Annotated in this window: 11 protein-coding genes and 1 tRNA gene; 4 read left to right on the plus strand and 8 right to left on the minus strand. The window is 63.2% G+C overall.

What is annotated here, in order from left to right:
• Positions 1-10: 10 nt before the first annotated feature.
• The 4 genes from QA643_RS23785 to QA643_RS23800 are packed head-to-tail and all read right to left on the minus strand — an operon-like array spanning position 11 to position 4175.
• Positions 11-1108 carry a Gfo/Idh/MocA family oxidoreductase gene (locus QA643_RS23785; RefSeq protein WP_283028319.1) on the minus strand — a complete coding sequence of 366 codons (1098 nt, stop codon included), beginning with the start codon at positions 1106-1108 and terminating at the stop codon, positions 11-13.
• A gap of 22 nt (positions 1109-1130) precedes the next feature.
• Positions 1131-1979, minus strand: a complete 849-nt coding sequence (locus QA643_RS23790; RefSeq protein ID WP_283028320.1) for a carbohydrate ABC transporter permease — start codon at positions 1977-1979, stop codon at positions 1131-1133.
• Positions 1972-2916, minus strand: a complete 945-nt coding sequence (locus QA643_RS23795; protein ID WP_283028321.1) for a sugar ABC transporter permease — start codon at positions 2914-2916, stop codon at positions 1972-1974. Before QA643_RS23795 ends, QA643_RS23790 begins: the two co-directional genes overlap by 8 nt.
• Positions 2916-4175, minus strand: a complete 1260-nt coding sequence (locus tag QA643_RS23800) for an extracellular solute-binding protein (RefSeq protein ID WP_283028322.1) — start codon at positions 4173-4175, stop codon at positions 2916-2918. Before QA643_RS23800 ends, QA643_RS23795 begins: the two co-directional genes overlap by 1 nt.
• Before the next feature lie 165 nt (positions 4176-4340).
• Between QA643_RS23800 and QA643_RS23805 the strand changes: the two genes are divergently transcribed.
• The 3 genes from QA643_RS23805 (at position 4341) to QA643_RS23815 (ending at position 6578) form a co-directional block, all read left to right on the plus strand.
• Entirely contained in the window at positions 4341-5099 is a 759-nt protein-coding gene (locus QA643_RS23805; RefSeq protein ID WP_283028323.1) for an SDR family NAD(P)-dependent oxidoreductase, read from the plus strand.
• A 208-nt stretch (positions 5100-5307) separates the two neighbouring features.
• Positions 5308-5381 (plus strand) — tRNA-Gln (locus QA643_RS23810).
• A gap of 174 nt (positions 5382-5555) precedes the next feature.
• Positions 5556-6578: an LLM class flavin-dependent oxidoreductase gene (locus QA643_RS23815; protein ID WP_283028324.1), complete on the plus strand. Its 1023-nt coding sequence runs from the start codon at positions 5556-5558 to the stop codon at positions 6576-6578.
• A gap of 116 nt (positions 6579-6694) precedes the next feature.
• On the opposite strand, the gene QA643_RS23820 is transcribed toward QA643_RS23815, so the two are convergent.
• Genes QA643_RS23820 through QA643_RS23830 form a run of 3 tightly spaced genes read right to left on the minus strand, consistent with a single transcriptional unit; the run spans position 6695 to position 9676 of the window.
• Positions 6695-7822, minus strand: a complete 1128-nt coding sequence (locus tag QA643_RS23820) for a hypothetical protein (protein WP_283028325.1) — start codon at positions 7820-7822, stop codon at positions 6695-6697.
• 49 nt (positions 7823-7871) lie between these two features.
• The gene (locus tag QA643_RS23825) at positions 7872-8093 is read right to left on the minus strand and encodes a hypothetical protein (protein ID WP_283028326.1); all 222 of its coding nucleotides are present in this window, start codon (positions 8091-8093) and stop codon (positions 7872-7874) included.
• A 38-nt stretch (positions 8094-8131) separates the two neighbouring features.
• Positions 8132-9676: a C25 family cysteine peptidase gene (locus tag QA643_RS23830; RefSeq protein ID WP_283028327.1), complete on the minus strand. Its 1545-nt coding sequence runs from the start codon at positions 9674-9676 to the stop codon at positions 8132-8134.
• 313 nt (positions 9677-9989) lie between these two features.
• On the opposite strand from QA643_RS23830, the gene QA643_RS23835 reads away from it, so the two are divergent.
• A complete protein-coding gene (locus QA643_RS23835) occupies positions 9990-11306 on the plus strand; it encodes an acyltransferase (protein WP_283028328.1) in 1317 nt (438 codons plus the stop codon).
• A gap of 25 nt (positions 11307-11331) precedes the next feature.
• Here QA643_RS23835 and QA643_RS23840 read toward each other — a convergent pair whose 3' ends face one another.
• Positions 11332-12291, minus strand: a complete 960-nt coding sequence (locus QA643_RS23840; protein ID WP_283028329.1) for a catechol 2,3-dioxygenase — start codon at positions 12289-12291, stop codon at positions 11332-11334.
• Positions 12292-12308 lie beyond the last annotated feature (17 nt).

Below are 12308 nucleotides of genomic sequence, written 5' to 3' on the forward strand. Positions count from 1 at the left end.
GTTTCTGTCCTCAGTCGATCTGTCCGGTTTCGCGTCCGGTCGGCAGCATCGCCGGCCGCTCGACGCGGCTCTCGATCTTGACGCGCCGCCCTTCATCGGCGGAGGTCTGGAACGCCTCCATCACCTCCAGCACATGGAAAGCGAGTGCGCCACTGGCGCGATGCGGCCGATCATTCAAGATCGCGGAGGCCATGTCGGCGACGCCGATCGAACGGAACTCGCCCTCGACATGGCCGTGCGTCAGCGGCATCGCTTCCCATTCGCCGCCGGTTCTGGCCAGTTGAACCTCGCCCCCGAAGCGGTTCGGGTCCGGCACCAGCATGGTGCCCTTATCGCCCCAGATCTCGATCGGGGCGTGGCGGTGCTTCGGCACGTCAAAACTCATCCCGATCGAAACGACCGCGCCGCTTTCGAATTCGAGCATGCCCGCGACATGCGTTGAAACCTCAACCGGGATCAGCGTGCCGTTCATCGGCTGGCTAGTGACCAGGCGCTCGGTTTTCGGACGCGCCGTCGAGCCCATCACGCTTGCGACCGGTCCAAGCAGTTGCACGAGATCGGTGATGTAATAGGGGCCCATGTCGAGCATCGGCCCGCCGCCGCGCAGATAGTAGAAGCCCGGCGCCGGGTGCCAGCGCTCATGGCCGGGACAGCCGAAGAAGGCGCTGCCCGCCACGGGCGTGCCGATCGCGCCGTCGTCGATCAACTTGCGCGCGGTCTGGTGCCCGCCGCCAAGGAACGTATCGGGCGCGCAGCCGACACGCAGGTTCTTCTGCGCAGCCAGATCCATCACCTTGCGCGCCTCCGTGACGTTGATGCCAAGCGGCTTCTCGGAATGAACGTGCTTGCCGGCGTTCAGCACCGCCAGGCTGACGTCGGTGTGGGCGAGCGGCACCGTGAGGTTGACGACAATCTCGACATCGTCGCGCTTCAGCAATTGATCGACCCGCATCGCCGGCAGCCCGAAGGCGGCGCCCTGGCGCTCGGCGACATCGCTGCGCATGTCGGCGAGCGCCCTGATTTCCATGACTGGAAAGCGCTGCGCCGCCTTCAGATAGGCGGTGCTGATAACGCCGCAGCCGATGATTCCGATGCCTACTCTTCTCATTGCAATCTCCGTGAGGTGCCATTCATCCCTTGACCGCGCCCGCGGTGAGGCCGGCGACGATGTGCTTCTGCGCCAGAAGGAAGAGAATGATCGTCGGCAGGATGGTCAGGGTGATGAAGGCCAGGATCAGATGCCACTCCGACGAATACTCGCCCTGATAAACCATGATGCCGAGCGGCCAGGGATAGAGCGCATCGGTGTTGAGCATCACCAGCGGCAACAGATAGGCGTTCCAGCTGTTGACGAAGGTGATGGTGCCGACGGTCGCAAGGATCGGTCGCGACAGCGGCAGCGTCACGTAGCGGAAGAATTTGATATAGCTGCAGCCATCGACCAGCGCCGCCTCAAGCAGTTCATAGGGAATGTCCTTGAAGAAGCGCCGCAGCAGCAGCACGCTCATCGCGAGGCTGAAGGCCACCTGCGGCAGCGCAACGCCAAAATAGGTATCGAGCAACCCGAGATCGCGCACCTTGATGAACAGCGGCAATACCGCAGTCGCGGCGGGAAACAGCAGGCCCAGCGTCAGGTAACTGAGCAGCATCGAGCTGCCGTAGAATTTGACATGGGCGAAGGTGAACGCCGCCATCGAGGCGACGATCAGGGTCAGCGTCACTGCGAGCGCCGAGATGATCAGCGAGTTACGCAGGAGCTGCCAGTAGCGCGCCGAGAACAGGATGTCGGCATAGTTCTGCCACTCCCAGTGCTGCGGCAGCCCGAATGGGTTGACGCGCAACTCGCCGAGCGACTTGAAGCCGCCGAGCAGGGTTGCGAGCAGCGGCACCAGCACGAAAACCGCCACCACGGCAAGGAAAAGCGCCTTGAACAGCATGGCCGGATCGAACGGCGCGCGGGTGATCCGGGCGTTACTCATCGCGCATGAACCATCGCTTGTAGGTGAAGGCAAAGGTCACGCAGATCGCGAACAGGATGACGCCGATGGCGCTGCCGTAGCCGACCCGCATGCGCGAAATGCCGTTGTTGTAGAGGAAGCTCACCATCGTGTTCGAGGAATCCGCAGGCCCCCCGCGCGTCAGCGGCATGACGAGGTCGAACAGCTGCAGCGAGCCGATGATGGCGAAGAACACCGAGAGGCGGATGGTCGGATAGAGCAAGGGGATGACGACATGGCGCAGGGTCTGCGACCTTGTCGCGCCATCGATGCGGGCGGCCTCGATCAGGCTCCTGTCAAGGCTCTGGAGCGCCGCGATGAACAGCATCATGTGGAAGCCAAAGTACTTCCAGACGACCACGATCAGCACGGCCAGCATCGACGTGTCGGGCGATGCCAAAAGATGCGGCGGCTCGGCGCCGAAGGCGCGCCAGATCGAGGCGACGAGGCCGTAGTCGCCGTCATAGACGAAGCTGAAGATCAGCCCGGTCGCGATCTCGGCTAGGATGTAGGGCATGAAGAACAGCATGCGCAGCGCCACCGCGCCGCGGAAGCGTTCCGCCAGCATCAAGGCCAGTGTGAGCGCAAGCGGCAGCTGGATCGCGAGCGAGACCGCGATGATCAGCCCATTGTTGCGCAGCGCGAGCCAGAACGCGCGCGTCTCCAGCACGAAGCGGTAATTGTCAAAGCCGATCCAGTTGGTCGGCTTGCCAAAACCGTTCCAGTTGAAGCCCGAATACCACGCGGCCTCGCCAATCGGCAGCACCACGAACAGCGTGAAGAGCAGCAACGCCGGCGGCAAGAACAGGACCACGACCGTGAAGCGGCCATCCCAAATCGGGCCGCGGACCACGAGCGGCGAGAACGACGCCTCGGTAGCGCCGATGGCTGGTGCGCTCGCAATCCGCCGTGACACCATCAGTTACCCTGCTTCCATGCCGCTTCGATGGCCTTGGCGGCGTTTTGCGGGCTCATGCTGCCGCCGGCAATCTCGGCCGTAACGTCGTTGACAACACGACCGACCGAGGGGCCAAGGCTCTGGTCATAGAAGTTCTGGTGGTAGTTCGACTTCGCCAGATTGGCCGCGATCAGCTTCATGAAGCCGTTGTTGAGGCCAGCGTCCGCGCCCTGCACGACCGGAACGATGAAATTGCCTGCCGCAAGCCGCGTCTGCACGTCCTTGGAGACGAAGTACTTCAGGAAATCGACCGCCTCTTTCGGCGAGCCCTTGGTGATCAGCCAGCCGGTGATGCCGCCGAGCGTGTCCGTCGGCGCGCCCTTGCCGCCGGCCACGACCGGAAAATCGAACCAGCAGATCTTGTCTTCGCTGAGGCCCGTCTTGTCGGCGGCGAGCGCGCGCTGCAAGTGATAGACCGTGCTGATCGCGAGCGTCATCGCCGCCTTGCCGTCACCGAAATAGCCGACGGCCTGCGGGTTCTTGAAGCCGAGAAAACCGTTCTGGAACGGCTGAAGATCGACGAGCTGCTTGAACAGTTCGCCGGACTTCTGAAAAGTCTCGCCGGCGAAGCCGCCGTTGTCGCCGCGCAGCGCCGCATCGAACGCGGGCTTGCCCCCGATGCGCACCGCCAGGTGCGTCCAATAGAAGTGCAACGGCCATTTGTCGGCGCCGCCGACCACGATCGGGGTCACGCCGGCGGCTTTCAGCGTCTTCACGGCGGCGAGCAGATCGTCCCAGGTCTTGATCCCGGCCGGATCGACCTTCGCCTTGGCCATCAGCTCCTTGTTGCAGAGGAACCCAACCTGCGACAGCGCGGTGGGCAAGCCATAGACGCGGCCATTGCTTGTGAACGCGGCGAGCGCCGCCGGCGCGAGACTGTCGCTGTAACCTTTCACCTGATCGGTGATGTCGTCGAGTACGCCGGCCTCGATCTGGGTCTTCAGGACGCCGCCGGCCCAGCTGTAGATGATGTTCGGCCGGTCCTTGGACTGCAGGATCGTCGGCAGCTTGGCCTTGTAGGCCTCGTTCTCGAGGAACTGCATCTCGACCTTGATGCCTGGATGCGACGCCTCATAGGCACGCGCGACCTCCTCCCAGATCTTCACCTGGGCCGGGTTGGCCTCGATGTGGAGCCATTTCACGGTCGTGTCGGCTGCGGCGGCGTTGGCCCAGAGCAGGCATGCGGCAGCGGCGAGTCCCAGTTTCCCGAGCAGTCTCATCCCATCCTCCCGACCGGTCTCTATTCTTTGGCTGCAATCCTGCCTTCAACTTTTGAGGTACGCAACTAAAATTCTGATCCATGCACCTCAGCCGGGAAGCGGCTAAAGGTCTGGGAGGGGTTGCGCGGCGCGATGCACCGCCCGCAAGCAAATCGAGAGGTTTTCATGGCTGCCGTTTATTCCGACCTCGCCGGCAAGGTCGTTCTCGTTACCGGTGGCGCATCGGGAATTGGCGCTGCGATCGTGCGGCGGTTTGCGCAGCAGAAATCCAGTGTCGTGTTCTTCGACATCAAGGTCGACGAAGGCCAACGTCTGGCGCGCGAGCTGTCGGATCAAGATCTCAGCGCGCATTTCCAATGCGTCGACCTGACCGACATCGCCGCGTTACGCGCCGGTATCGCAAAGGCACGCAGTGCGCACGGCGCGATCAACATCCTCATCAACAATGCCGCGCATGACGAACGGCACAACACCGAGGAGATGACGCCGGAATATTGGGACGACCGCATCGCGGTGAACCTGAAGCACCAGTTCTTTGCCGCGCAAGCCGCCCTGCCGGACATGAAGGCGGCGAAGGCCGGCGTCATCATCAATTTCGGCTCGGTATCATGGATCGCCGGACAAGGCGGCATGGCCGCCTACACCGCCAGCAAATCAGGCGTGATCGGCCTCACGCGCTCTCTGGCGCGCGACTACGGTCCCTACAATATCCGCGTCAACGCGATCGCGCCGGGCTGGATCATGACTGAGCGTCAGCTCGAGAAATGGATGACGCCGGCGGGTGAGGCCGAGCTGATGCAGCGGCAATGCCTGAAGCGCAAGCTCATGCCCGACGAGGTTGCGAAGTTCACCGTGTTCCTCGCCTCCGACGAGGCCTCCGCCTGCACCGCTCAGCACTACATCATCGATGGCGGCTGGGTATGAGATGATTCGCGATGGCGGGCCATCAGCGGCCGAGACCAATCGACGTTGTTGAGGTCCGGCCGCCACCTCGTCAGCGGCGGCAACAAGAAGGGCTAGACCACGAACGTCGACCCGGCTATATGACCCCAGCAAATCGCCGGGTTTGCAAAACTTCCCGGCCAGCCTTGCAAAACTTCCGAAGAAAACCTAGCTATTTCAGCTACTTCGGTGGGGAATGGTGTAACGGTAGCACAACAGACTCTGACTCTGTTTGTCTTGGTTCGAATCCAGGTTCCCCAGCCAGATCGGGCGCTCCAATCAATAGGTTAATCCGAACGGGCTTCCGCCGCAGATGATGGTCTGAGGCCGTCTTGGACCATGCGACCAGCCTACAATCGGGCCTTGGCGCGTTGCGCGGCATTTCGACGACAGCGCCGCTGCAACATCGCCCGAGATACATCCCGGAGAACGCACCTTATGAAGAAGATCGGCTTTCTCTCCTTCGGTCATTGGTCTCCGTCGCCGCAATCGCAGACCCGTTCGGCCGCCGACACGCTGCTGCAATCGATCGATCTTGCGGTGGCGGCCGAGCAGCTCGGCGCGGACGGCGCCTATTTTCGGGTCCATCACTTTGCCCGCCAGTTGGCGTCGCCCTTCCCGCTGCTGGCTGCGGTCGGCGCCAAGACAAGCCGCATCGAGATCGGGACTGCGGTCATCGATATGCGTTATGAGAACCCGCTTTACCTGATCGAGGACGCCGGCGCGGCCGATTTGATCTCGGGCGGGCGGCTTCAACTCGGCATCAGCCGCGGCTCACCCGAGCAGGTGATCGATGGCTGGCGCTATTTCGGCTTTCAGCCGGCGGAGGGCGAGAGCGATGCCGACATGGGACGGCGCCACGCTGAGGTGTTCCTCGATTTGCTGCGCGGCCAGGGTTTTGCCCAGCCCAATCCGCGCCCGATGTTTCCGAACCCGCCCGGCCTGCTCCGGCTTGAGCCGCTCTCGGAAACCTTGCGCGAGCGCATCTGGTGGGGCGCCGGCTCCAATGCGACGGCGGTCTGGGCGGCAAAGCTCGGCATGAATTTGCAGAGCTCCACGCTCAAGAACGACGAGACCGGAGAGGCTTTTCACATCCAGCAGGCAGCGCAAATCCGGGCCTACCGTGCGGCCTGGAAGGAGGCCGGCCACGCGCGCGAGCCGCGCGTCTCCGTCAGCCGCAGCATCTTCGCGCTGGTCGACGACCGTGACCGCGCCTATTTCGGCCATGAGCGGGAGGGCGAGGACCAGATCGGCTTCATCGACGCGAGGACCCGCGCGATCTTCGGGAAAAGCTACGCCGCCGAGCCTGATGTCCTCATCGAGCAGCTCAAGGCGGACGAAGCCATCGCCGAGGCTGACACGTTGCTCCTGACCGTCCCCAACCAGTTGGGTGTCGATTACAATGCGCATGTGATCGAGGCGATTCTTACCCATGTCGCACCTGCCCTCGGCTGGCGCTGAGGGTGCAGACATCCCGCGGGAGAACCGTATCAACTACCCGCCACCACCGGCAGCGCCGCGATCATGCGAATGCCGGGCCGCTTGCGCCAATGAATGCGTGACGGCTGGATCGCGCTTTAGGCGACGCGATCCGGAAACAGCGCCTTCAGCTTGAGCTGGAAGACGTCGGCAAAGTTTCCAAATCCGGTGCGGGCTGGATGCAGTTCGTTGTGCCAGGAGCTCGGTTGCGGCGCCAATGTGCCCTGCGTGTTGATGAACGTGACCGTCGGGCCGGCGAGCGAGGTCAACATGACGGCAAATTGTTCCAGCATGGCCTTGACCACCGCCTCCATCGCGGCGCGCGTCGGAAACTTCCGCAGGTCGAAGGTCGGCTTGAGCCACGGGCCAAATCCGCAGATGCCGCGGCCGTCGGGAATGGCGAAGTCATAACCGTGAAAGGCGAGGTGCGTGCTGGGGCTGATGCTGTCGCGCAGGCCGATCAGGTCTTCATACCCGGCGCGTACGAGCGCCAGCGCGGCGTCAAAGCGGGCCTGGTGGATATGCGCGGCCGGCGGTAGCGCCGGGTTGAAGTCCTTGATCCACAGCGCCATCGGATTGTCGACGATATCGTTGCCGCCACCCGAAAACAGCAACACGTCCCAGGGACCGCCGGTCGGGCTGCCGTCCGTCAGGTGCTCAGCCAGGACCTTGCGCTCCTCGACGCCGAGCATGTAGCGGACCTCATCGCCGGCCTTCGCGAGATTCAGAATGGGTACGCCGAGCCGGTCTTCCAGCCGCGGAATAATGCCGCCGCCGAAAAACGGCACGGGATAGTCGAACCAGGAATCGCCCTCAGCGAAGATCTGCAGCGGATCGAACGCTTCGCCGCCTTTCGCCGTCGGCTCGCCATCCACCGCCTTGGCGGCTTTGGAGCGACGGCGCCGGGCGCCGCGGCGCTTCATGATCTCCATCGTCGCCTTGTATTCGCGGACGCGTCGCGCCCGTTCCTCGCGCTGCTCCTCGCGCAGCTTCTCGCGCTCGGCGCCGACAGCCGCGGGCGATGCCGGCGGCGCCGCCGTCTTGCGCAGGGCCCGCGCGGCCAGTTTCGGCTGTTTCGCCGCCGCCAGCGTCCGCGCCTCGTCAAGCGTAACGGGTCCGGTGGCCGGCGCGGCCTTCGCGCGAACAGCCTTTGCTGCCGCCTTTTTGGCCCCACGCTTGGAAGGCCGGGCCTTCTTCACGGTCTTGCGTTTGCCTGCGCGCGCCATCTGCCCCCCCCCCGGATCCATCAGAACCGATCCCGCAACCTCGCCCCGTCTACCGCAACGTTTCGATCCGCTCGGCGAGTAGCGTGTAGCCGACGACAAAGCCATCGCACTTCACGCGCTTACCGACATATTTGTCGAGTGCGTCATCGGCAAAGCTCGGGCCGGCCTTGCGCCGCAACACCAGGCGGCGGCCATCCGCCTCGAGCCAAACGGCCTCTCGCTCGCTCTTGCTGCCCTTGCCGAACACGCCGCGAACCACGGTGCCGGTCAACCCATCGACTCTCTCGGGACTCTCGCTGCTGCTTCCCACTATTTTTCCGTGTAGATTCGATATCCGACGATCCGGCCGCTGACCTCCTTGGCCACGGCCGCAACCCTCAGATTATCCTTTTTCGGCAGGTACACGGCAACGTAATAACGCGACGCCACCGGAACCGCCTTGCTGCCGCGCGGGCGCGCCCCTCGGGGCGTCTTGACGTCGAACGCCATGAACTCCCGCTTGGTTCCGATCCCGGCCTCTCTGGCGATGTTGCTGAGCGCCTTGCGCACCGTTTCCGACTTCCGCACGCTACGCGCCTTCTTCGACGCCGTCGGCTTGCTCTCCTGCAGCATTTGGCCGACCACGCGCAGTTTTGCACGGCGCTGGCGCCGGGCCTGGCGCTCGCCTTGCTCGGCATCGACGCCCTTCGGTACGCCTGTCGGGCTCGGAACGACCGCTGGCACCACGGACGGATCGCCCAACAGGCTGAACTGCGCGAGCGTCTTGAGATCGACCGGATCAAGCTCACCGGTCTGCTCCACAAACTGCTGCCGCGCCGTCAGCGCCGCACGTCCGACGGAAGCTCCGCCAAGCACCGCAAGCAGGAAGTATTGGGTAATGAGATCAGCCGCGCCGTTGCTGTCGGCCGGACCGTAGGCGATCGTGCTGCTGCCGAAATAGCCGTAAGCCCCTTGGATGAGATATTGCTGGCAAATCGGCATCGGCAGCCCGAGCGTGATCGAGTCGTAGAGCTCGGCGCCGTAGCAGCATTCGACGGACGCCACCGTTCCTGGCTTGATTCTCTTCTTGAGGCCGTCGCTGGTGAGCGATACCGGCTGGGAGTTGCCTTTCTCGCCGTAGAAATTCGGGTCCGCCACGCCGCCGTGGCAGTTGATGAAATGGGCGAGCGGCGCCAGAACGGCGGCAAGATGCGTCGGCCCCTTTGGCGGCGCGATCGAAATCGCGGCCGAATTGCCGAACGTGTTGGTGAGGCTGAGCTCGGTCGACTTGCGCCATGAATGCGTCGACAGGCCGAAATACTCGCCGTAATCGGCAGCATCGCGGGATTTGAATTTCTCGGCAAACCCAAGCAACGAAATCAAATGGTCGGGTGACGTTGCGTTTCCGTTGGCCGCCACCTTTCGCGTCAGGTCCGGCAATCGCCCCACCACCCGGGTTGGCCCCTTGAAGGTGGCAATGTCCCGCGAATACGGCGTATCGCACGCATAAGGCAAATCGCCATAGGCGTATTTGTCCGGATCGTCGTCGGATTGGGTGTGGGCCGGATTGGTCATGTCCTGATGCGGAACGATGTCGGGCGCCCCCAGGATCAACAGATAGTCGGGATCGGCGGACTTGAAGATCGCATCGACGGCCTCCTTGTTCTGGCGCGCGTCGGTGGGATCGGTGACGGCCTTGCCCTTGAAGCTTTTCATGGCGACCGCGTCGTCCAGATAGACCAGACGGCTCTTGATGCCGCGCTTGGCATCGGCAGCGATCAGAGCGGTAACGGCCTGCTTGATTTTCGTAACACCGGCTGTGCCGTACTTGGCTTTCAGCGCATCACGGTTGCTAACGATGATCTTGTCGTCCATCGCGACACCTCTATGCAATGAAATCAATCCACCGCCGAAAAATGGCGGGCAATTCGTCAGGTCAATAGCAATACTACCGCAGGATGTATCGCGCCGCGGTCTGTGTCAATGCCGGCGAGCTTGCGGGCAGCTCAGCAACGCGCCGTCGCTATGCTCGGGACAAGTGGCAGCCGCCTACTGTTACCGGCGACAGCTCGCTCCTCGCAGCAGAACGCAAATCTCAGGTCCGCCCAGCACCCTCGTCCCGCGCCGGTTGTGGCCCCGCTCTTGCTGACGGAAATGCAACCTGAAATATCCATGGAAGAGATGTATCATGTTGGGAACGAAATCAGCGATTGCGGCCCGTTTTGAGGCACTTGATGCACTGCGGGGCGTCTGCGCGCTGCTTGTGGTTCTCTTCCATGTCCCGGTTTACCATGCGCTCAAGGACATCGGCTCATTCGCAAACCTGCAGTTTTGCGTCGACATGTTCTTTGCCCTGTCCGGCTTCGTGCTCTGTCATGCCTATGGCCAGCGTCTTAACGATAGCGCCGAGGGCTTCCGTTTTGTGGTGTTGCGGTTTGCCCGTCTGTGGCCGTTGCACATCGTGATACTGGCCCTGTTCGTCGGGCTTGAGACCGGCAAGTTCGTCTTCAGCCGTGCCGATACCGCGTTCGCGCTGGATTCCCAGGCTTTTGCCGCCGGACGTTCGCTCTGGGAGATCGTCACCAACATCCTGTTTCTGCAATCCTTCAACCTGCACCCCGGGATGTCATGGAATGGCCCGGCCTGGAGCGCCGCCGTCGAGTTCTACGTATCGATCCTGTTCGCCGCGGTCGTCCTGATCTTTCCGCGCCAGCGCTACGCCATCTTCCTCGCGCTTTGTCTGACGGCCGGGGTGCTGCTCTATCAGGTTTCGCCGGACAAGCTGTTTGTCTCGTCCGATTGGGGCATCCTGCGCGCCATGTACGGCTTCTTCGCGGGCTGCCTGGCGTATCAGTTGCGCGCGCATTCGCATGCGGAGCTGACGGCACCGAGCTTGTGGGAAGCCTGCTGCGTGGTGCTGGTGATCGCGTTTGCCGCGACCAGACCGTGGGGCCCGTCGCATTACGCGTTTCCGCTGCTCGCCATCATTGTCCTCTATGTTTTCTCGTACGATCAGGGCGCGATTTCCAAAACCTTGCGTTCACCCATTCTGCAAAAGCTCGGCCTGTGGTCGTACTCGATCTACATGATCCACACCTTGCTGTTTCAGGTGACGAAGATGGCGATCTCCTTCGTCGGGCAGAAGGCGCATCTCGACCTCGTCGGCTGGCACAACGAGGAGAAGCTGATGCTGCTGGGAACGCCAGAACAGGCGGTGCTGCCGGCGCTCATTCTGACCGTCCTGGTCGTCCCCGCCGCCGCGCTGAGCTATCGCTGGATCGAGAAGCCGGCGATGGACGCGGCAAGGGATCTGCTTTCGCCGACCCGCTCGGCGGAGACGGCGCTCGCCAAACCGGCAATGTCGCCCGGCATTGTCGCGGCCGCATTCGCCGGCCGGATATCGCGCTCGAGCGCACGGCTATTTCCCCGCTCGGCGCGGGGTTCGATCGAGACGGGCCTTGGCCGGTTGCGCGCCATGTCGAGGCGCGGCACCGCCGGCATGTGATCCTGCCGGGCCGGCCGCGGCGGGCTCAATCGGCCGTGACCGGCGGCGTGCCGTGGATGTGGAACGACTCGATCGTCTTCAATCCCCACGCCTGGCCCTTCTTGCGCTCTTCCTCGGTCCAGACGATCGGCTTCCAGTCAGGCGCGAGGATCAGGCGCGCGCCGGCGTTGGCGACCTCGACGCGGTTGCCGCCGGGCTCCCAGACATAGAGGAAGAAAGTCTGCTGGATCGCGTGCTTGTGCGGGCCGGTTTCGATGTAGACGCCGTTCTCGAGAAAGATGTCGGCGGCGCGCAAAATCTCCTCGCGGCTGTCGAGCGCGTAGGTGACGTGGTGGAAGCGGCCGGCCTTGCCGTAATGATCGCGGGTATAGGCGAAGTCGTAGCTCTTGTTCGACATCGTCATCCACATCGCCGCTTCCGTGCCGTCGTTGAGCACGATCTGCTCGGTGGTGCGCAGGCCGAGATAATTCTCGAAGAACAGCCGGTTCGCCTTGATGTCGACGGCGAGGCAATTGAGATGATCGAGCCGGCGGACATTGACGCCGCGCGCCGGAAACCGCTGCGCCTGGTTCTTCAAGGCAGGCTTGAGCTCGGGCGGCGCCTGATACCATTCGGTCTCGTAATAGAGCTCGACGATATGGCCGTCGGGGTCGCGGCAGCGGAACGCCGGCCCCTGCCCCATATCGCCGTCGACCCAGCCGATATCGAAGCCCGAGCCCTTCAGCGCGGCGACGCGGCGCTCCAGCGCCTGCTGGCTGCGGGCGCGCAGCGCCATATGCTCCATGCCGGAGGTTTTGGAAGCCGTCAGCTTGAGCGAATAGCGCTCGTAATCGTCCCAGCCGCGTAAGTAAACCGACTCGCCTTTGCGGTCGCTTATCGTCATGCCCATGACGTCGACGAAGAATTTCAGGCTCTCGTCGGGTTTGGGCGTCAACAATTCCATGTGGCCGAGATGGGCGAGATCGAAAATCGGCTCGGGGGTCATGTTGGTTTCTCCTGATC

This window comes from Bradyrhizobium sp. CB3481 (genome assembly GCF_029714305.1).
Taxonomy (GTDB): Bacteria; Pseudomonadota; Alphaproteobacteria; order Rhizobiales; family Xanthobacteraceae; genus Bradyrhizobium.